The 18,964-nt window shown below is 71.0% G+C and carries 19 protein-coding genes; 13 read left to right on the forward strand and 6 right to left on the reverse strand.

The window, feature by feature from the left end; all coding sequences use genetic code 11:
* Positions 1-65: 65 nt before the first annotated feature.
* Together ACIO9J_RS02915 and ACIO9J_RS02920 are read left to right on the forward strand one after the other, a co-directional pair.
* Complete coding sequence (locus ACIO9J_RS02915; protein WP_401991486.1) at positions 66-812, forward strand: SDR family oxidoreductase; 747 nt, start codon at positions 66-68, stop codon at positions 810-812.
* A gap of 110 nt (positions 813-922) precedes the next feature.
* Positions 923-1,168, forward strand: a complete 246-nt coding sequence (locus ACIO9J_RS02920; RefSeq protein WP_401991489.1) for a hypothetical protein — start codon at positions 923-925, stop codon at positions 1,166-1,168.
* A 164-nt stretch (positions 1,169-1,332) separates the two neighbouring features.
* Here ACIO9J_RS02920 and ACIO9J_RS02925 read toward each other — a convergent pair whose 3' ends face one another.
* Entirely contained in the window at positions 1,333-2,754 is a 1,422-nt protein-coding gene (locus ACIO9J_RS02925; RefSeq protein WP_401991492.1) for an MDR family MFS transporter, read from the reverse strand.
* A 185-nt stretch (positions 2,755-2,939) separates the two neighbouring features.
* Between ACIO9J_RS02925 and ACIO9J_RS02930 the strand changes: the two genes are divergently transcribed.
* Positions 2,940-3,509, forward strand: a complete 570-nt coding sequence (locus ACIO9J_RS02930; RefSeq protein ID WP_401991494.1) for a TetR/AcrR family transcriptional regulator — start codon at positions 2,940-2,942, stop codon at positions 3,507-3,509.
* A 288-nt stretch (positions 3,510-3,797) separates the two neighbouring features.
* On the opposite strand, the gene ACIO9J_RS02935 is transcribed toward ACIO9J_RS02930, so the two are convergent.
* Positions 3,798-4,538, reverse strand: a complete 741-nt coding sequence (locus ACIO9J_RS02935; protein ID WP_401991496.1) for an alpha/beta hydrolase — start codon at positions 4,536-4,538, stop codon at positions 3,798-3,800.
* Between the two features lie 486 nt (positions 4,539-5,024).
* Here ACIO9J_RS02935 and ACIO9J_RS02940 point away from each other — a divergent pair, with 486 nt between their 5' ends.
* Positions 5,025-5,846 (forward strand): MBL fold metallo-hydrolase, encoded by an 822-nt coding sequence (locus tag ACIO9J_RS02940; RefSeq protein ID WP_401991499.1) that lies wholly within the window; start codon positions 5,025-5,027, stop codon positions 5,844-5,846.
* Here the strand turns inward: ACIO9J_RS02940 and ACIO9J_RS02945 are convergent.
* Together ACIO9J_RS02945 and ACIO9J_RS02950 are read right to left on the reverse strand one after the other, a co-directional pair.
* Positions 5,813-6,010: a hypothetical protein gene (locus tag ACIO9J_RS02945; protein ID WP_401991502.1), complete on the reverse strand. Its 198-nt coding sequence runs from the start codon at positions 6,008-6,010 to the stop codon at positions 5,813-5,815. The two genes, ACIO9J_RS02940 and ACIO9J_RS02945, sit on opposite strands and share 34 nt — an antisense overlap.
* A gap of 69 nt (positions 6,011-6,079) precedes the next feature.
* Positions 6,080-7,048 (reverse strand): alpha/beta fold hydrolase, encoded by a 969-nt coding sequence (locus ACIO9J_RS02950; protein ID WP_401991505.1) that lies wholly within the window; start codon positions 7,046-7,048, stop codon positions 6,080-6,082.
* Positions 7,049-7,311: 263 nt separating this feature from the next.
* On the opposite strand from ACIO9J_RS02950, the gene ACIO9J_RS02955 reads away from it, so the two are divergent.
* Positions 7,312-7,671 carry a hypothetical protein gene (locus ACIO9J_RS02955; protein ID WP_401991508.1) on the forward strand — a complete coding sequence of 120 codons (360 nt, stop codon included), beginning with the start codon at positions 7,312-7,314 and terminating at the stop codon, positions 7,669-7,671.
* Positions 7,672-7,692: 21 nt separating this feature from the next.
* Here ACIO9J_RS02955 and ACIO9J_RS02960 read toward each other — a convergent pair whose 3' ends face one another.
* Positions 7,693-9,135 (reverse strand): aldehyde dehydrogenase, encoded by a 1,443-nt coding sequence (locus tag ACIO9J_RS02960; protein WP_401991511.1) that lies wholly within the window; start codon positions 9,133-9,135, stop codon positions 7,693-7,695.
* A gap of 208 nt (positions 9,136-9,343) precedes the next feature.
* Between ACIO9J_RS02960 and ACIO9J_RS02965 the strand changes: the two genes are divergently transcribed.
* The 3 genes from ACIO9J_RS02965 to ACIO9J_RS02975 all read left to right on the forward strand — a co-directional run bounded on the left by ACIO9J_RS02965 (position 9,344) and on the right by ACIO9J_RS02975 (position 11,698).
* Entirely contained in the window at positions 9,344-10,426 is a 1,083-nt protein-coding gene (locus ACIO9J_RS02965) for an alpha/beta fold hydrolase (protein WP_401991514.1), read from the forward strand.
* 171 nt (positions 10,427-10,597) lie between these two features.
* Positions 10,598-11,086, forward strand: coding sequence for a TetR/AcrR family transcriptional regulator (locus tag ACIO9J_RS02970; protein ID WP_401993024.1), 489 nt, complete (start codon positions 10,598-10,600; stop codon positions 11,084-11,086).
* A gap of 123 nt (positions 11,087-11,209) precedes the next feature.
* Positions 11,210-11,698 carry an SsgA family sporulation/cell division regulator gene (locus tag ACIO9J_RS02975; RefSeq protein WP_401991517.1) on the forward strand — a complete coding sequence of 163 codons (489 nt, stop codon included), beginning with the start codon at positions 11,210-11,212 and terminating at the stop codon, positions 11,696-11,698.
* Between the two features lie 55 nt (positions 11,699-11,753).
* Here ACIO9J_RS02975 and ACIO9J_RS02980 read toward each other — a convergent pair whose 3' ends face one another.
* Positions 11,754-12,173, reverse strand: coding sequence for a cupin domain-containing protein (locus ACIO9J_RS02980; protein ID WP_401991520.1), 420 nt, complete (start codon positions 12,171-12,173; stop codon positions 11,754-11,756).
* A gap of 337 nt (positions 12,174-12,510) precedes the next feature.
* Between ACIO9J_RS02980 and ACIO9J_RS02985 the strand changes: the two genes are divergently transcribed.
* The 5 genes from ACIO9J_RS02985 (at position 12,511) to ACIO9J_RS03005 (ending at position 18,950) form a co-directional block, all read left to right on the forward strand.
* Positions 12,511-13,743, forward strand: a complete 1,233-nt coding sequence (locus ACIO9J_RS02985) for a cytochrome P450 (RefSeq protein ID WP_401991523.1) — start codon at positions 12,511-12,513, stop codon at positions 13,741-13,743.
* Positions 13,744-14,046: 303 nt separating this feature from the next.
* Positions 14,047-15,681 (forward strand): ribosomal protection-like ABC-F family protein, encoded by a 1,635-nt coding sequence (gene abc-f, locus ACIO9J_RS02990; protein ID WP_401991525.1) that lies wholly within the window; start codon positions 14,047-14,049, stop codon positions 15,679-15,681.
* Positions 15,682-15,783: 102 nt separating this feature from the next.
* On the forward strand, positions 15,784-17,463 hold the full coding sequence (locus ACIO9J_RS02995) for an ABC-F family ATP-binding cassette domain-containing protein (protein ID WP_401993027.1): 1,680 nt from the start codon (positions 15,784-15,786) through the stop codon (positions 17,461-17,463).
* Between the two features lie 42 nt (positions 17,464-17,505).
* Positions 17,506-18,075, forward strand: a complete 570-nt coding sequence (locus ACIO9J_RS03000) for a CGNR zinc finger domain-containing protein (RefSeq protein WP_401991528.1) — start codon at positions 17,506-17,508, stop codon at positions 18,073-18,075.
* Positions 18,076-18,170: 95 nt separating this feature from the next.
* Positions 18,171-18,950, forward strand: a complete 780-nt coding sequence (locus tag ACIO9J_RS03005) for a hypothetical protein (RefSeq protein WP_401991530.1) — start codon at positions 18,171-18,173, stop codon at positions 18,948-18,950.
* Positions 18,951-18,964 lie beyond the last annotated feature (14 nt).

Consider the following 18,964-nt stretch of genomic DNA (forward strand, 5'->3'; position numbering starts at 1 on the left):
CCAGCTCACGGCCCCGCCCACCGCCAGGACCGGCCCACGGCCCGGCTCACGAAGGAAGGCACACCATGAAGATCACCGTCATCGGCGGCACCGGTCTCATCGGCTCCCAGCTCGTCACCAGGCTCAGGGACGCGGGCCACGACGTGGTCGCCGCTTCGCTGTCATCGGGGCTCGACCTGCTCACCGGCGCCGGTCTCGACGAGGCGCTCGACGGCGCCCACACGGTCGTCAACGTGAGCAACTCCCCCACGTTCGACGAGCAGTCCCTCGCGTTCTTCCGCACCACCGTCGGCAATCTGCTCAGCGCGGGCGAGCGTGCGGGCGTACGCCATCAGGTCGCCCTGTCGATCGTCGGCGTCGACCAGGTGCCCGGCCTCGACTACTACCGCGCGAAGACCCTCCAGGAGGAGCTGCTCCGCGGCGGCCCCACGCCGTACTCGATCGTGCGCGCCACCCAGTTCTTCGAGTTCATGGACTCCGTGATCTCCATGACTGCCGACGACAAGGCGGTCCGGCTGCCCGCGACCCCGGTCCAGCCGATCGCGAGCGCGGAGGTCGTCGCCGCCCTCGCCGACGTCGCCTCCGCGCCGCCGCTCAACGGGATCCTGGAGGTGGCGGGCCCCGACGCCTTCACGCTGGACGAGCTCGGCCGCCTCACCCTGGCCGCCCGCGAGGACGAACGCCCCGTCATCACCGACGCGCACGCGGGCATGTTCGCCGCCGCCCCCGGCAGCGTCCTGACCCCGGGCCCCGACGCCCGCCTGGCCCCCACCCACTACGAGGAGTGGCTCGCCACGACCCTCAAGGGCTGACGCCGGGGCCCCGCTTGTGCAGTTCGGGCGGACACCGTCCGCGCCGGTTCCCCGCGGGCGCCGCGCTCGGGCATGGTGGCGAAACCGCTGTCGACCAGCACGGGGGCATCATGCGCAGGACCATCCGCTCAGCCGTAGTCACCGTCACCGTCACCGCGGGCTGCGCCCTCGCTCTCGCGGCGGGCACGGCCATCGCGGGCGAGGATCCGTGGCCGCGCGGCAGCGGCATCGCACCTGCCGAGGCGGTCCCCGGGCCGCAGAGCAGTAGGGCGGTGGCCGCGTGGCCGGATTTCGAGGCAGGCACCCTCGGCCTCGTCGTACTCGGCGACGAGTACTGGCCCAGGGGCACCGGCTGACCTCCGGGCCGCCGGGCGCTCCACGATCAGTCGACCAGGTCCCACCACGCCGCCGCCAACGCGGCGTGGCCCGCCACTCCTTGCGGAGCGCGTCGTCCACGTAGGCGTCACGGGCCGGTCCGGATGCCTCAGACCTCACTCGCCGAAGACGCGCGGGGCGATCGTCACGCGTACTCCTTGGTGGGCCGGTCGGGGAGGTCACGGGCGTCGGCCTCGTTGGGCTCGGGCCGCCGGGGCGCGCCGGGCAGCAGCAGGCAGAGCGGGACGGCCGCCGCGGTCAGCGCCGTCGACCACCAGAAGGCGGTGCCGAAGCCGTCGGCCAGGGCGCCCGGGGTGTGCCCGCCGCCCGCGGAGTGCTGGAGCACGACGGTGAGGGCGGCGATGCCGACCGACCCGCCGATCTGCTGGGCGACGCGGGTGATGATGCTGGCGTCGGGGATCTCCTCGTGCCGGAGGCCGACGTACGCCGCGCCCATCGGCGCGATCATCGCGGCGCCCAGGGCGACGCCGCGGACGAACAGCGCGGCCATGAGCAGGAGTTCACCGGTGTCGGCCGTGACGAAGGCGAACGGCACGGTGGCCACGGTGACGAAGGAGAAGGCGACGAGGGAGACACGGCGCGGACCGACGCGATCGGCGTACCTGCCCGCCAGGCCCCGCGCGACCAGCGCCCCGACGCCCTGCGGGATGAGCAGCAGTCCGGCGCCGAGCGCGTCCTCGCCGCGTACCTGCTGAAAGTACAGCGGCAGCAGCATCATCGATCCGAACAGGGAGATGCCGCCCAGGAAGATCAGGGTGGCGGACGAGCCCACCGCGCGATGCCGGAAGAGCCGCACGTCGACCAGGGCGCCGGTGGTACGGGTGAGCGCCCAGGCGGTGAAGCCGCCGACCAGGGCGAGTCCGCCGAGCAGCGGGACGAGGACGGCGGCACTGACGAATCCCGTCCCGTCACCGACGCGGGAGAGGCCGTAGATGAGGGCGGCGACACCCGGGCAGAGCAGGAGCAGGCCGACGACGTCCAGCCGGGCGCGGGGGCCCTCGGGCGCGGGCCGGTCGTCGGGCAGGTCGCGCCAGGCGAGGAAGGCGCCGACGGCGCAGAAGGGGATGTTCACGAAGAACATCCAGCGCCAGTCGGCCAGATGCAGGATGACACCGCCGAGGACCGGGCCCAGGATCGGGCCGAGCGCGGTGGGCACGGTGATGATCGCCATGACCTTGCCGATGGCGCGGCCCTTGGCGGCCTGCATGAGCAGCGTGACCGTGAGCGGCATCATGATGCCGCCCGCGATGCCCTGTACGACGCGGAAGGCGATGAGGCTGGCCGCGCTCCACGCCAGCGCGCTGAGGACCGAGCCGACCAGGAACCCGCCGAGCGCCGCGATCCACAGCCGCCTGCCGCCGAACCGTGACTGCGCCCATCCGGCGAGCGGGATGGAGACGAAGACGGCGAGCAGATAGCCGGTGCTCACCCACTGGATCGTGGCCAGCGGGGTGTCCAGGTCCTTGGACAGGTCGTTCAGCGCGACGCTCACGATGGTGGTGTCGAAGACGACGGCGAGCGCGCCGACGATGAGGGTGATCGCCATGCGCCGTACGGCGGGGTCCACACGATCGGGGCCCCGAGCCGCGTCAGGGGCGTCAGGAGCGTCAGGGACGTCGGAAGAAGGGTGAGTACGCATGGGCAGCCGCCTTAAGATAGGCCGATCTATCTTACGACGGTCACGGTAGAGCGCTAAGATAAGAAAGGCAAATCTATCTAAGGGAGATACGCATGGCCGAGCGACGCCGCGGCGCGGCACTGGAGAAGGCGCTCCTCGACGCGGCCTGGGAAGAGCTCGCGGAGCACGGCTACGCCAGGTTCACCATGGACGCCGTCGTCAAGCGCGCGGGCACCAGCCCGCCCGTGCTCTACCGCCGCTGGGCCAACCGCGACGAGCTGGTCCGGGCGACCATCGTCCACACGCTGGAGCGGTCCCGCATCGACGTGCCCGACACGGGAAGCCTGCGCGAGGACGTCCTCACCCTCATGCGGGAGATCAACTCCACCCGCGTCCCCTTCATCACCGTCATGAACATGCACTTGGCGGGCTACTACCAGGAGACCGGCACCAGCCCCGGCGAGCTCCTCGCCACGGCACGCGGGCAGTCGACCGGCGGGCTCGCCGAGCTCTACGACCGCGCCGTCGAACGCGGCGAGATCAAGGCGGACCGCCTCACCGAGCGCATCATGTCCCTCCCCTTCGACCTGCTCCGCCAGGAAATCCTCGTCACCTTCGCCCCGGCGCCCGACCAGGTCCTGGAGGAGATCGTCGACACGATGCTGCTGCCGCTGCTGCGCTGATCCCTGGTGCGCCGGATCACGGAGCAGCCGTCCCGAGCCGCGCGACGGCTTGCGCTCGCGGACCACTTCTCGCTCCCGTGCGCCTTTGTGTCGCAGTTTTCGGGGACGGCGTCAGAAGGAAGCCGCCGCATGCGGCTTCGCAGCACCCTCGGCTGAACCCGTGCCACGGGCAAGCGAGGCAGCACATCCGCCTTCCCTGCCGGGGCGGATGCGCTGCCTGGATGTCGTTCATTTCCCGACGCTCGCGGGCACCGAGGGGAGCGACGCCTCAGGTGTGGCGGACCGGTCTCACTTCAGGTGCCGGGTGAAGAAGGCCGCCGCGGCGTCCCCCGCGGACTGCGGGACGCCGGTGTGACCGCCCATGTTGGCGTTCAGCGTCTTCTCCTTGGAGCCGAAGGCGTCGAACAGATCCAGGGACGCCTGCCGGTCGTTGCCTTCGTCGTCCCACTGCAACAGGACGTGCAGCGGGATGGTGACCTGCCGGGCTTCCTCGAACATGACGCGCGGCACAAGACTCCCCGCGAACAGACCGGCGGCCACGATGCGCGGCTCGACCACGGCAAGCCGGATGCCGATGGAGATCACTCCCCCCGAGTACGCGACCGGACCGCCGATCTCGGGCAGCGACAAGAAGGCGTCCAGCGCCGCCTGCCATTCCGGGACCGCCTTGTCCACCAGCGGGAGGACGAGGGCGTCGACCATCTCGTCGGTGACCGGTTCGCCGGCCCGCATGGCCTGACGCAGATCGGCACGGGCCTGATCGAGGGCGGGCCAACTGGGCCGCTCGCCGCTTCCGGGGAGCTCGATGGTGGCCGTGGCGAAGCCCTCCGCCGCGGAGTGCCGGGCACGGGCCGCCAGCCGGGGATACATCTTGCCCAGCCCCAGCGTGGGATGGCCGAGCAGAATGAGTGGTACGGGTGCGGAGGCGGACGCGGTTTCGGGCATCCACAGGATGCCGGGGATCTCACCGAGGGTGAAGTGGCGTTCGAAGACGCCGTCGTCGAGACGTCGCTCGGAAGTGAATTGCATGGTCGTGCCTTTCGGAAGAGCGCATGAACGGCGCTCCCGGACGACCTACCGCCCGACCGTGACCCCAGAGGAGAGCACCCACGTCAGTACTGTGTTCACGGGTACCACCTCCTCGCTCTCTCGCACGGCTTCGGCGAATCTAACAGTGGTGCACCCTCGTACGGCAAACGGTTTATTGCGGGTTCCCGCAGCCAGGCACCACGGACATCGACCGCGACGTACCGACGACACCTCCCGAACCCGCGTACGGCGGTGCGCCAACGGTCACACCTCAGCGCTGCTCCGTGGCCAGCCAACCGGCGAGCCCCAGCACGGCCACCCCGGTCACCACGTCGAGCCGCCCCCGCACGCGTCGCGTCATCCCCAGCCGCCGCAGTCGGCTGCCAAGGGCCGCGTAGCCGCAGGCGCAGCAGAACTCGACGGCGATTTACGCGGTGCCCAGTCGACCGGGCCGGATCTCGCCGGAACCGGCCCTACACTCCCGAAATGATCAGCGAACCTCTCCGTCTGACCGTCCTGGGCAGCGCGACGCCCTACGCGAGCGTGGACAATCCCTGCTCCGGCTATCTGGTGTCCGGCGGCGGCGCCCGGATCTGGGTGGACGCGGGCAGCGGGGCCCTGGCCCAACTACAGCGGCACCTCCGACTCGACGAGGTGGACGCGATATGGATCTCGCATCTCCATGCCGATCACTCGGCGGACCTGCTCACCGCCTATTTCGCGGCGCTGTACGCGGACATCGAGCTGGCCGCGCCGATCCCCCTGTACGGCCCGCCGGGCACGGCCGACCGGCTGGCGCACTTCCTCACCAACGGCCCGGACCGCAGCCCGGTCGAGTCAGCCTTCGCCGTGCATGAGCTCTACGACGGGCATCGGGCGCGCGTGGGTGAACTCGCCCTGACCAGCCGGGCGGTGGCGCACGGGATGCCCGCCTTCGCACTGCGCGTCGAGGCCGGGGGCCGGTCGCTCGTCTACTCCGGGGACACCGCACCGTGCGCCAACCTCACGGAGCTCGCCGAGGGGTGCGACGTGCTGTTGTGTGAGGCCGAGAGCACGGAGGCGCCGGCCGAGGGCGAACCGGTGCACCACACGCCCGAGGAGGCCGGGGACGCGGCAGCCGCAGCCAAGACGGGGCGGCTGATCGTCACCCATGTCGGCCGGTCCCTCACCCCGGAGCAGGCGGTGGCGCGTGCATCGGCCCGGTTCGGAGGACAGGTCGACCACGCCGCCCCCGGCGCCGTCTTCTCCGTCTCCGTCGACGGGCCCTCCGCTTCTCACAGCCCCAGGTCGAGCGCCAGGCAGGAGTAGTACTTCCAGGAGCCTTCCGGTACGTAGGAGGCGCTCCCGCCGTCGCCGCGTCCCGCCTCGACCTCCTCGGTCATGTCCTCGAAGCGGATGCGGTCGGGGAGTTGGCCGTAGCGCTCGTGCCGTGCCGCCACGGCGGCGTCGCCTCCGGTGAGTTCCTTGTTCATGGCCGATATCCCTTTCGTCTTCGGTCAGTCCTGTGTGGAGTGCGTTCGCATGGGGGGGGCGGCCGGCGGTCAGCCCAAGGCGGCGGCTTCGAGGATCGCGTCGGTGAACGGCCCCGGCCGCTCCTGGGGGAGGTTGTGCCCGGCGCCCGGGACGACGTGGTGGGTCCAGGGGCCCGCGAAGTGCGCGGCGTGCCCTCTGCCGTCGGTCGGCGGGTTGACGCCGTCGGCCTGTCCGTCCAGCGTGACCGTGGGCACGGCGATCTTCGGCTGGTCGAGGAGCCTCCGCTCCAGTGCCGCATAGCGGGGGTCGCCGGGGGCTGCGGCCAGGCGGTGCCGGTAACTGTGGATCACCACGTCTACGTAGTCGGGGTTGGTCCACACCGGCGCCGTCCGCGCGAACTCCGCCTCGGTGAAACGCCATTCGGGCGAGTTCCGGCGCCATACGACACGGGCGAGCCCCTCCCTGTCCCGCTCAAGTCCTTCGCGTCCGCGCTCGGTCAGGAAGTAGAAGAAGTACCAGTAGCCCTCCTCCAGCGCGGGAGCCAGGGGCTGCTGCGCCACGGCGAGGTTCTGGATCAGATAGCCGTTCCCTGAGACGAGTCCCGTGCAGCGCTCGGGCCACAGCGCCGCGGCGACGTCAGCGGCCCGCCCTCCCCAGTCGTATCCGGCGAACAGGGCGCGGGGGATGCGCAGCGCGTCCATGAACGCGACGAGGTCGGCGCCGAGTGCCGCCTGCTGGCCGGACCGCGGGGTGTCCGCACGCAGGAAGCGGGTGCGTCCGTGGCCGCGCGAGTAGGGGACGTAGCACCGGTATCCGTGCCGGGCGAGCACGGGCGCGACCTCGGCGTAGGCGCCGACGGGGCTGAACGGCCAGCCGTGCAGCAGGATCACCGGCTCGCCGTGGGCCGGGCCGACGTCGTGGTAGGCGATGTCCAGTACGTCGGTACGGGCCTGGCGGACAGGCCCCAGACCGGACGGGGACCGCCCGGCATCAGAAGAGGGGTGCTCGCCCTGGGGCGGTCCCGGCCAGCTGACCATGTCGCTTCCTCGCGTTCGATCCAGGAACGGCGTACGAGAACCCTGCACGCATCCACCGTACGTCACCGTTCTAACCGGTGACTAGCGTCGCGGTGTAAGACACCTTCGTCAAGGGGGCGGACAGATCCCGGGAACGTCGGGACATGTCCCGTCACGGCACGCACGTGTGACTGGATTTCCCCTCCCGGGCACATGGTTGACGATGCAAGAATCCGGCACCGACCTCGTCACACCCGTCCCTCACACACCACAAAGGTGGTCACATGTTCACACCCGGGACCAGACTCCGAAGCACCCTCGTCGCCGGCGGCCTGGCCGTGGCGCTGACCGGCCTCACGGCGGGCGCGGCGAGCGCCGCCGACTGGCCTCCGCTACAGGAAGGTGCGTATCTCTACTCGGGCACGCAGGGCGCGGGGACGGTGACGCCGGTCGACCTCGGCGACGTCGGCACGTGTCACACCTTGTCGACGCCGGCCCGCTCGGTCCAGATCGCCTCCGGGTCCGCGTCCGTCGTGGTGTATCCGGGAGCCGGCTGCACCGGCGCCACCTCCTGGGCGAGCGGCTCGCTCGCGCAGTCCAACCTCCCCTACGCGGCGCGCAGTTACCGGGTCGTCCCGGCATAGCGAACCGCCACGGGTGACCCCTCACACCGTGATGGTCTTGTACTCGGTGTAGGTGCCGAGGCCCACCGCGCCGTACTCGCGCCCGATGCCGCTGGCCTTGAAGCCACCGAAGGGGCCGTCGAAGCCGATGGAGGCACCGTTGACCATGACGGTGCCGGTGCGGACGCGGCGGGCGACCGCGAGGGCGCGCTCCTCGTCGGCGGACCAGACGCCGCCGGAGAGGCCGTACTCAGATGCGTTGGCGATGCGGACGGCATCGTCCTCGTCGTCGTAGGCGATGACGACGAGGACCGGGCCGAAGATCTCCTCCTGCGCGACGCGCATGGAGTTGTCGACGTCGGCGAAGACGGTGGGGGTGACGTAGTTGCCCTTCTCCAGGCCGTCGGGGAGCTGCGGGCCGCCGGTGACCACGCGGGCCCCCTCGTCGATGCCCAACTGGATGCAGTCGCGCACGCGTTGCTGCTGTCCTGGACTGATCATCGGGCCGATGAAGGTGTCCGGGTCACCGGGGTCGCCGACCTTGAGCGACGCCACCAGATCCGCGAGCGCGGCCACGATCTCCTCGTACCGGGCGCGCGGGGCGAGGATCCTGGTCTGGGCGATGCACGACTGCCCATTGTTGAGCAGGGACCCGAACTTCACGCCCGCCACCGCCTGTTCGATGTCGGCGTCGGGGAGGATGATCGCGGCGGACTTGCCGCCCAGTTCGAGGCTGACCCTCTTGAGCTGCTCGCCCGCGATCGAGGCGATACGGCGGCCCGCCCGCGTGGAGCCCGTGAAGGCGATCTTGTCGACCTCCCGGTGCGACACCAGGTACTCACTCGTCTCCCGGTCCGCGGGCAGGACACTGATCACGCCCGCGGGCAGCCCCGCCCGCTCCAGCAGCTCGGCCAGCAGGCCCATGCTCAGCGAGTTCTCCGGAGACACCTTGAGAACCACGGAGTTGCCCGCCACCAGGGCCGGGATGATCTTCGAAGTCGCCGAGGAGAAAGGCGAGTTCCACGGGATCACCGCGGCCACGACGCCCACGGCTTCACGGCGCACCACGCTGCGCACCGGGGACGCCGGGTCGGAGGGCGCGAGCGTCTCCTCCCAGCCGAATTCCTCGGCGGCCTTGAGGTAGGCGTTCGCCTGCCGGGTCAGGCCGGGCTGTCCGGCGCGCGTGAACCACCCCGCCGAGCCGCTCTCCAGCGAGATCAGGTCGGCGATGCGCCCGGCGCTCTCCTCGCGCAGCGCGTCGAACCGCCGCAGGACCGCGATCCGTTCGGCCGGCGGAGCGAGCCGCCAGGCGCCGTCCTCGAAGGACGCCCGCGCCGCGGACACCGCCCGGTCGACGTCCACGCGCTGCGCCTGCGCGGCGCGGCCGATCACCGACCGGTCGTGCGGCGAGGCGATGTCGAGCAGCCCAGGATCGCTCGGCTCGACCCAGGAGCCACCGATGAAGAGCCGGGGATAGGTGATCATGCGCTGTCTCTCTTCCCGTGAAATCTGTCCGCTTCGATTGCCTTGCCGCATCTCTAACTGTCACATCAATGTAGCACTTAAGCTCAGCAGCGAGACAGCGAGACGTGTCGTGCCCACGGGTGCGACACGGAAGGCACGTCACCACCTTGACCGGTGACGTGCACTGTGCAAAAGTCACCACGCCGAACACGTATGACGGAGGATCAAGATGCTCAAGAGGCGTACCTTCAGCAAGGCCGTGGGACTGGGCACCGGAGCTGCCGCCTTACCGCTGTCCGGACCACCCGCCCAGGCGTCCGCCGCGTCAGGACCGAGCGGCGGCCCCGCGCCCGCCGCCTCCCTCACCGTCCCCCACGTCGTCCCGGGAACCCACACGTCGTTCCCAGAGATGAAGCACGTCAGGGCGGGCGTGCTCGACATCCACTACGCGGACCTGGGCCCCGCCCACGGCCCGGTCGTCCTGCTGCTGCACGGCTGGCCGTACGACATCCACAGCTTCGTCGACGTCGCACCGGCCCTCGCCGGCCTGGGCTACCGCGTCGTCGTGCCCTACCTGCGCGGCCACGGGAGCACACGTTTCCTGTCGAGCCACACCCCGCGTACCGCCGAGCAGTCGGCCGTCGCCCTCGACATCATCGCCCTGATGGACGCGCTCAAGATCCACAAGGCGGTCCTCGCAGGTTTCGACTGGGGCTCGCGGACCGCGGACATCATCGCGGCCCTGTGGCCCGAGCGCGTCAAGTCCCTAGTCTCCGCGAGCGGTTACCTCATCACCGACGTCAAGGCGCAGGCGGAGCCCGCCGCCCCGGCCGTCGAGCACAACTGGTGGTACCAGTGGTACTTCGCCACCGAACGCGGCAAGAAGACCATGGAGGACCCGCACGACCGCATCGCCCTGTGCCGCTACGTGTGGACCCTCGTCTCCCCCGGCTGGGACTTCGACGACGCCACCTTCGCGCGCACCGCCCAGGCCTTCCGCAACCCGGACTACGCCGCCATCGTCCTGTTCAACTACCGCTGGCGCATCGGTCTCGTCGAGGGCGAGCCCCGCTACGACCGCTACGAGAAGCTGCTCGCCGCGCAGCCCGACATCCACGTCCCCACCCTCACGCTGGACGCCGCCCTCGACCCCTTCACCCCGCCCGGCGACGGTGCGGGCTACCGCAAGCACTTCACCGGGCCGTACGAGCACCGCACGATCGCCGACGTCGGGCACAACCTGCCGCAGGAGGCACCCACCGCCTTCGCCCAGGCGGTCGTCGACGCGGACCGCCTGGGGGCCAGGCACTGAAACAGCCCCATGACGGCTCCTCAACCACCATCTCTGTGAGGCAGTTATGAGCCTGTCCGTCACATGTTGGTGGTGGCTGACGGGCCATGCGCAACACATCTGACTAGACTCGGCCGGGTGAGAGCCGACGCAGCGCGCAACCTGGAAGCCGTCCTGACCACCGGAGCCCGCATGCTCGCCACCGATCCCGGCGCGAGCATCGCGAGCATCGCCGCCGAGGCGGGCGTGGACCGGCGCACCGTCTACCGGCGCTTCGCCTCGCGCGACGACCTCCTCACCGCCATCTACGAAGCCCGTCTCTCAGCCGTCGAAGAGGCCATCGAGGACGCCCGGTTGCGCGAGGCGCCCATCGCCGTCGCCCTGCACCGCTACGTCGAGAACATCATCACCGTCAACCGCACCTGGCCCGTCGACCTCGCCCGCATGCTCACCGACGACGCCGTCCGCCGACGCAGGAACGCCTCCGTCCAGGAGGTCGACGCCTTCCTCCGGCGGGCCACCGACGAGGGCCTGCTGCGCGGCGGTCAGCCCGAGGGGTGGGCCGGTGCGCTCCTGCCCCAGCTCATGCATCTGGTGTCGCGACAGCTGCCCGAGCTCGGTCCCGGTCAGGCGGCCGACGTCGTCGTCGACACCCTGCTCCACGGGCTCGGCGCGTCCTGACACACGTCGCTCTTGGCACACGTCGTGCCGACACACGTTGCGGAGCCCTGCCGGGCAGACGAAGAACTCGGGGCGCACGCCTCGCGGCCCCGACTTCCGCCCCAGGTAAAGGATTCACGTGTCATGAGCGGCCACCGACCAGACCTCCAGGACGGACGACCGGAACGGCGGGAACACCCGCGCCTCGCCTTGGACATCGAGCGCGTCCTCGGCCTCTCGGCCCGTCAGACGGTCAGGGCCGAGTTCGCTTTCGATCCCGGGACGCCCTTGGTCGTGGACGTGGCTCTCGATGTGCGGGGCGGTCCGCGCGTGCTGTGGCGCATCGCGCGGGACCTGTTGCGGCAGGGTCTGTACGTGAGGAGCGGTCACGGCGACGTGCAGATGTGGCCGACGGCGGCGACCGGCCGGGCGACCGCGTGGCTGCAGCTGGCATCCGGCGACATGGCAGCACTGTTCGCGTTACCCGCGCCGCCCCTCGCGGAGTGGTTGGCGCACACCTACACGCTCGTGCCCGCCGGTCAGGAGCTCTCCGCGATCGACTGGGACACCACGACCGCGGAGCTGCTCGACGACCGGCGGGCACGGCCCGATGTGCCGGGGCTCGATCAGTAGGTGGTCACCAGGGGCTTCGTCTCGTCGACGACATAGGTGGAGAGCATCATCGTCGTCACCTTGCCGACGTTGACGCGTTGTGGATCGCGCCCTCCGGGATGAAGAACGGGTCACCGGTGCGCAGGCGCAGGGGCGGCCCGTCGTCGAACTTCATCAGGACGTCGCCGCGCATGATGTAGCCGACCTCGACGCCGGGATGGCTGTGCCGTCCCGATTCCTTGTGCCGTGGGATCTGGACGAGGGTCTGTACGGCTTCCCATCCCTCGGCCGGCGACGGGTGTTCCTGGAGGAGGGTGCGCGTGACACCGCCGGTGGGATCGCGGTCCCCGGTGCGCCGGGCCGCGAGGTCCGCGACGGACTCGGTGGACTGCTGGGACTGCGCGTTGGCGCTGGTCGCCGACAGGGCGGCCGCGCCGAGCGCACCGGCCGCGGCGCCGCCACCGGTGCGGAGGAGATGGCGTCGGTCGATCATCATGGCTCCCGGGCTTTGAAGGACGAGGGATACGGAGAACGGCACGGCCGGACCACGCGAAGGCGAGACCGAGGGCGCGGCGAGGCACGGCCACCGTGTGTCTCCCCCAGGCAACCGCGCCCCGCAGACACCCACAAGACCGAACTCGGCCAACTCACACGTATCTTGAAGCGAACCCTCACCACGCATCGCCGCTACCTCACACGTGTGCCCCCCGGACGGGGCGGACGTCCACGCCACCGAGCCGAAGCGCGTTCCCCGAACCGCGGGGCGACAGGGCGAACCCGCAAGGGACCCTCGTTCGTTCACAGGTCGACACTCCGACCGACGGGAGACACGCATGAGCCCGCACGAGCAGTGCCCGCAGCAGGACCGCACGGTGGTCATCGACCCCTCGTTCAAGGCCGACGCGCCCGCGCGGTACGCGAGGCTCAGGGAACTCGGCCCCCTCCACCCCGCCGAGTTCCCTCTCGGCCTGAAGGGCTGGGTGGTCGTCGGCTACGACCTGGCCAGGGAGGTGCTGACCCATCCCGACCTGCGCAAGGACGCCACCCCCGCCGCGGAGGCCCTGGCCGCCGCCGGTTATGTCCTCAACAAGCCCTCGGTCGGGCTCGGCGCGCAGATGATGGAGGCCGATCCGCCCGAGCACACCCGTCTTCGGGGCCTCGCCTCGGCGGCGTTCACCCCGCGTCGTACGAGCGACATGGCTCCGCGCACCGAACGGATCGCCCACGACCTGATCGACGCGATGCCCCCGTCGGGCGAACTCGACCTCGTCGAGGCGTTCAACGCCCCGCTGCCCGCCACGGTCATCGCCGAACTCCTCGGTATCCCGCCCGAGTATCACCTGGACTTCCGCCGCTGGTCGGCGCAGGCGCTCCAGGTGGCATCGCCCGAACACCGCCCGGCGCTCGCCTCGTTGCACGGGCTGCTCGCCGAGCTGGTCGCGGAGAAACGCCGCCGTCCCCAGGACGATCTGCTGTCCGCTCTGGTGGCCGTGCGCGACCAGGAGGACGGCCGGCTCTCGGAGGAGGAACTGGTCGGCACCGCCATGATGCTGGTCGTCGCGGGCCACGAGAGCACGGTGAATCTCCTGGGCAACTCCGTGCTCGCGCTGCTGCGGCACCCGGACCAGCTGCGGCTGTTGCGCGAACGGCCGGAGCTGCTGCCCGGCGCGGTCGAGGAGTTCCTGCGCCACGACACCTCCGTCGAGCGCTCGACGAGCCGCTACGCCGCGCGCGACCTGGAGCTGGGCGGGGTGTCGATCCCCCGGGGGAGCATGGTCGTCGTCGCGCTCGGCTCGGCCGGGCACGACGCACCACAGCCGGACGGCCGCGCGCCGGAGGGGCTCGACGTGACCCGGCAGGGCTCCCGTCATCTGGCCTTCGGACACGGCGTCCACCACTGCCTCGGCGCGCCGCTCGCCCGGCTGGAGACGACCATCGCCCTGCGCGTCCTGCTCTCCCGTGTGCGCGAACTGGAGCCGGCCGCCCCGCTGGACTCGCTCGACTGGATCGGTTCCGGGATCATCCGCGGCGTGCTGTCCCTGCCGGTGCGCTACCGCATCGACTGACGGCCGTCGTGGCCGCGCGGCGCCGATGCCGGTGCTCACACGTATGAAGTGGTCGGCGGCGTACGGGCAGCGGCGCCCTGCGCGGCCCGAGACACCTGCTACGCTGCGAGTGACCTGGCCCATTTGATCGAGGAGCAGCAGACGTGGTGGGTGAAGACGACATCTCCGGATGAGATCCGGATCTGACGGCCGTCGGTCGGCGCCGCATGGGTGCTGCTGCCGTGGCCGCCTTCGTCGTACCCCCCTTTCCCACGCTGCCCAGGGCAGAGCTCTGTCTGCCCGTACTCCATCGAGGTCACCTCCATGTCCGATGCCGCCATCGTCTGCTCGAACGTCTCCTTCGCCTGGCCCGACGACACTCCCGTCTTCCACGACCTGTCCTTCGCGGTGGCGCCCGGCCGTACCGGCCTCGTCGCGCCCAACGGCTCCGGCAAGAGCACGCTGCTCAAGCTGATCGCCGGTGAACTCAAGCCCGCCACCGGCTCGTTGACGGTCGGCGGCACGCTCGGCTACCTCCCGCAGAGCCTCCCCCTGACCGGCGATCTCACGGTCGCCGAGGTGCTCGGTGTCGCCGCGGTGATCCGCGCACTCGACACCGTCGAGTCCGGTGACGTGAGCGAGGAGCACTTCGCCGTCATCGGCGACGACTGGGACATCGAGGAGCGCACCCGTGCCCAGCTCGACCGGCTCGGCCTGGCCGGTCTCGCCCTCGACCGGCGCCTGAGCACGCTCAGCGGCGGCCAGGTCGTCTCCCTGGGCCTCGCCGCCCAGTTGCTCAAGCGCCCCGACGTGCTGCTCCTCGACGAGCCGACCAACAACCTCGACCTGGAGGCCAGGCACCAGCTCTACGACGTCCTCTCGGACTTCACCGGCTGTCTGCTCCTGGTCAGCCACGACCGTGCGCTGCTCGACCGCATGGAGCGCATCGCCGAGCTCAACAGCGACGAACTGCGCCTCTATGGAGGCAACTTCACCGAGTACGAGGAGGCCGTGCGGGCCGAACAGGAGGTCGCGGAGAAGAACATCCGCAACGCCGAGCAGGAGCTGAAGCGCGAGAAGCGCGAGATGCAGCAGGCCCGCGAACGCGCCGAACGGCGCCAGAGCAACGCCGCCCGCAACCTCAAGAGCGCCGGGCTCCCCCGCATCTTCGCCGGCAACATGAAACGCGGCGCGCAGGAGTCGGCGGGCCGGGCCGGACAGATGCACGCGACCCGGGTCAGCGAGGCCAAGGCCCGGCTCGACGAGGCGGGGCGCGCGCTGCGCGACGAACAGCGCATCACCCTCGACCTGCCCGACACACAGGTGCCCGCCGGGCGAAATCTCTTCATCGGCGAAGGACTTCAGGTCCACCACGCGGGACGGGCCGTGTTCGCCGAGGACGGTGTCGACCTGACCGTGCGCGGCCCCGAGCGCATCGCGCTGACCGGTCCCAACGGCGCCGGAAAGACGACACTGTTGCGGCTGATCACCGGTGAACTCGCCCAGGACAGCGGGGAGATCAAACGCGGCGAAGGCCGGATCGCCTATCTCTCGCAGCGCCTTGACCTGCTCGACCTGGACCGCACCGTGGCGGAGAACTTCGCCGCGTTCGCCCCCGAGCGGCCCGAGGCGGAGCGGATGAACCTGCTCGCCCGCTTCCTCTTCCGGGGCGCACGGGCCCACCTCCCCGTACGGGTGCTCTCCGGCGGCGAGCGGCTGCGCGCCACGCTGGCCTGCGTCCTGTGCGCCGAACCCGCCCCGCAGCTGCTCCTGCTCGACGAGCCGACCAACAACCTCGACCTGGTCAGCGCGGGCCAGTTGGAGAGTGCGCTCGACTCCTACCGGGGTGCTTTCATCGTGATCAGCCACGACGAGAAGTTCCTCGCCGAGATCGGGGTGAACCGCTGGCTGCGCCTGGCCGACGGGACGCTCAAGGAGACCGGGGGGCCCGAGGTGTGAGCCGTCGACGTGTGACGTGGCCCGCGCCCGAGGCCCTGCGCCCGGCGGGCCCACCACCGAACACGTGGCACGGGGACTCCCGTGCCCAGGACGGACATTCCCGTGCTCAAGGCCGCTCTCCTCGCCCATGACGTCGTCCGCACCCTCGGCGGCCGACGCGTCATCGACGGCGTCTCCCTCACCGCGTCCCCCGGCCACCGCATCGGCCTGATCGGCGAGAACGGCGTCGGCAAGTCCACCCTGCTGCGGGTGCTCGCGGGCGCCGACACACCCGAAGCGGGCAGCGTCACCCGGCCCTCCGATCTCGGCTTCCTCCCTCAGGAGATGCCGTTCGACACCGCGTCGACCATCGCCGTCGTACTCGACGACGCGCTGCGCGAGGCGCGCGAGGACCTCGCCGAACTGGCGCGGCTCGGCGAGGAACTCGCGCGGATCCCCGAGGACTCCCCCGGTCACCGGGAACTCCTCGACACCTACGGCAGCCGTCTGGAGCGGGCCCAGGACCGCGAGTCCTGGGACGCCGACCGGCGCGCGGCCCTCGTCCTCGAAGGACTCGGCCTCGGTGCGCTCGGGCACGACCGCACGCTCGGCTCGCTCTCCGGCGGGCAGCGCGGCAGGCTCGCCCTGGCCGCGCTGCTCGTACGGCGGCCTTCGGCGCTGCTCCTCGACGAGCCGACCAACCACCTCGACGACGGCGCCGCCGCCTTCCTGGAGGACCAGATCCGCGGCCTGCCGGGAACCGTGGTGGCCGCCAGCCACGACCGGGCGTTCCTCGACGCCGTCTGCACCGACCTCGTCGACCTCGACCCGGCGGTGGAGGGGCCGGTCAGGTACGGCGGCAACTACAGCGCCTACCTGGGCGAGAAGCGGGCCGAGCGGGACCGCTGGGAGCGGCGGTACGCCGATGAGCAGGAGGAGTTGGAAGCGCTGCGCCGCTCGGCGGGTGTGACCGCGCACCGGGTCGCGCCGGACCGGGGGCCGCGCGACAACGAGAAGATGGGCTACGGCCACCGGGCCGGCCGGGTGCAGAGCCAGATCTCCCGCCGGGTCCGCAACGCCACACGCCGCCTCGATGAGCTGGAGCGCGCGCAGGTCACCGAGCCGCCCCGGCCGCTGCGGTTCGCGGCGGGGGCGCTGACCGCGGAGACAGAGGTGGACGTGGAGGGGGCCGCGGCCGGTCCGCAGCCGCTGGTCGCCCTGCGGGACGTACGGGTTCCCGGTCGCCTGTCGCTGGACCGACTCGACGTGTCGGCGACCGACCGGCTGCTGGTCACCGGCGGCAACGGCGCGGGCAAGTCGACGCTGCTCGCCGTGCTCGCCGGGGAGCTCGCGGCCGAGGGCGAGGTCCGCGGGCTGCGTCGCCTCACGGTGGGGCTGCTCACCCAGGACACCGTGTTCGACCGCGCCGACCGGACGGCCCGTGACACCTATGCGCTGTCGCTCGGACCGGCGCGGGCCGAGGAGGTACCGCTGACCTCGCTTGGTCTGCTGGAAGCCGCCGACCTGGACAAACCCGTGGGCCTGCTGTCCGTCGGGCAGCGGCGCCGGCTCGCGCTTGCCCTGCTCGTGGCCCGTCCGCCGCAGTTGCTGCTGCTCGACGAGCCCACCAACCATCTCTCCCCTCGACTGTGCGACGAGCTGGAGGACGCCCTGTCGACGGGCTCCGGCGCGATCGTCGTCGCGAGCCACGACCGCTGGCTCCGGCGACGGTGGCAGGGGCGCGAGATCCGGCTCGAACGGGGAGACACCCGGCGGGAGGGAGCCGTCGCCGCGGGCAGGTGACTCTCATTGCCCTCCTCGACGGTCACCTGTCAGGATGGTGATGTGAATCTCGACCATGTTTTCGTGTGTGGACACCCGGCCCTCGACTTCGCGGCCACGCTGCGCGCGCGGCGCTCGGCCCGGTTCGAGATGTTCGTGACGCCGGAGCGGCTCAACGCCTGGTATCTGGAGTCCGGGCTCGTGGACGCGATCACACCCGGTGACGACGCGGACGTCCGGGCGGCGACGACCGTGCGCGAGGCGCTCTACCTCCTCCTCACCAACCGCCGCCTCGGCGAGGAGTTCGACCGCCAGGCGCTCGCCGTGCTCAACGGCGCGGCGCGCGAGACCCCGGTGACGCCGCAGCTCTCCATGGCCGGGCGGCACAACGAGGCGACACCGGGGCAGGCCCTCGCGACGGTCGCCCGGCAGGCCGTCGAGCTGCTCGGCGGACAGGACGTCCCGCTCCTCAAGGAGTGCGGGAACCCCGAGTGCACGCGCGTCTACATCGACCGCTCCCGCGGCATGCGGCGCCAGTGGTGCGGCATGGAATCCTGCGGCAACAAGATCAAGGCCGCCGCCTACCGGGCGCGCAAGAAGACGTCTCCCGTCACGGCGCGCTCACATGTGTGAAGAGTGCACATGTTCGACAAACCGTTCTCCGTCGGCGCGGGCCCCTCGGCGTGGGTACCATGCGCAGCACATTCTTATCGAGGGAGTGAACGGTTGTGAGCAGCCAGTCAGCCGCCAAGCTCCGGTCGCGGTACGTGGAACAGGTCGCGTCGGATCTGACGGAGAACCGTAGGCGCCAGGAAGAACTGGCGAAGCGGATCGAGCTTCTCAAGCAGGAGGAGAACCTCCTCACGGACATGCTCAACCTCGCGGAGCGGTACGAGGGTTTCGCGGATGCCTCGCGTCTGCCTGAGCAGGCGCAGGAGGAGCCCGAGGTCGCGAAAGCGAAGCGGCGAAGCGCGAACGGGGCCACGGCGGCGGCCGATGCGGCGTCCGGCACGCGGTCCTCGGCATCGCAGGCATCGGAGGCGACTTCGCCCGCGAGCGTCAAAGCGCCCAAGACCACGGCCAAGGCGACCGGAAAGACCACCGCCAAGAGCGCAGGCAAGAGCATCAGCAAGAGCGGCGACAAGAAGACCGCGCCGAAGAGCGGCACGCGGAGCGCTGCGAAGAGCTCCACGAAGACCGTGAAGAGCAGCGCGCAGCCGATTTCGCGCCAACCCCTGCTCGGAGAGGTGCTGTTGGAGCTGCTCGCCGCCTACACCGAACCGAGGCTGGCCAAGGAGCTCCGCGACGAGCTCCTGGAGAAGCACCCGAGCCGCAACCCCACGCCGCAGGTGGTGCGCAACACGCTGGAATCCCTGGTGGCCAAGGGCCGCATCCAGCGCCACAAGCAGCAGCGCTCGGTCATGTACACCGTCGTGCAGCCGACGGGCGTCGTGCAGCCGAAGGACGTGCGGCCGCAGGGCGTCGCGGAGTCGGCCGACGCGGGCTGAGGCCGGCCGAGGTT

The sequence above is a fragment of the Streptomyces sp. NPDC087300 genome, assembly GCF_044744425.1.
In the GTDB taxonomy this organism is placed as follows: Bacteria; Actinomycetota; Actinomycetes; order Streptomycetales; family Streptomycetaceae; genus Streptomyces.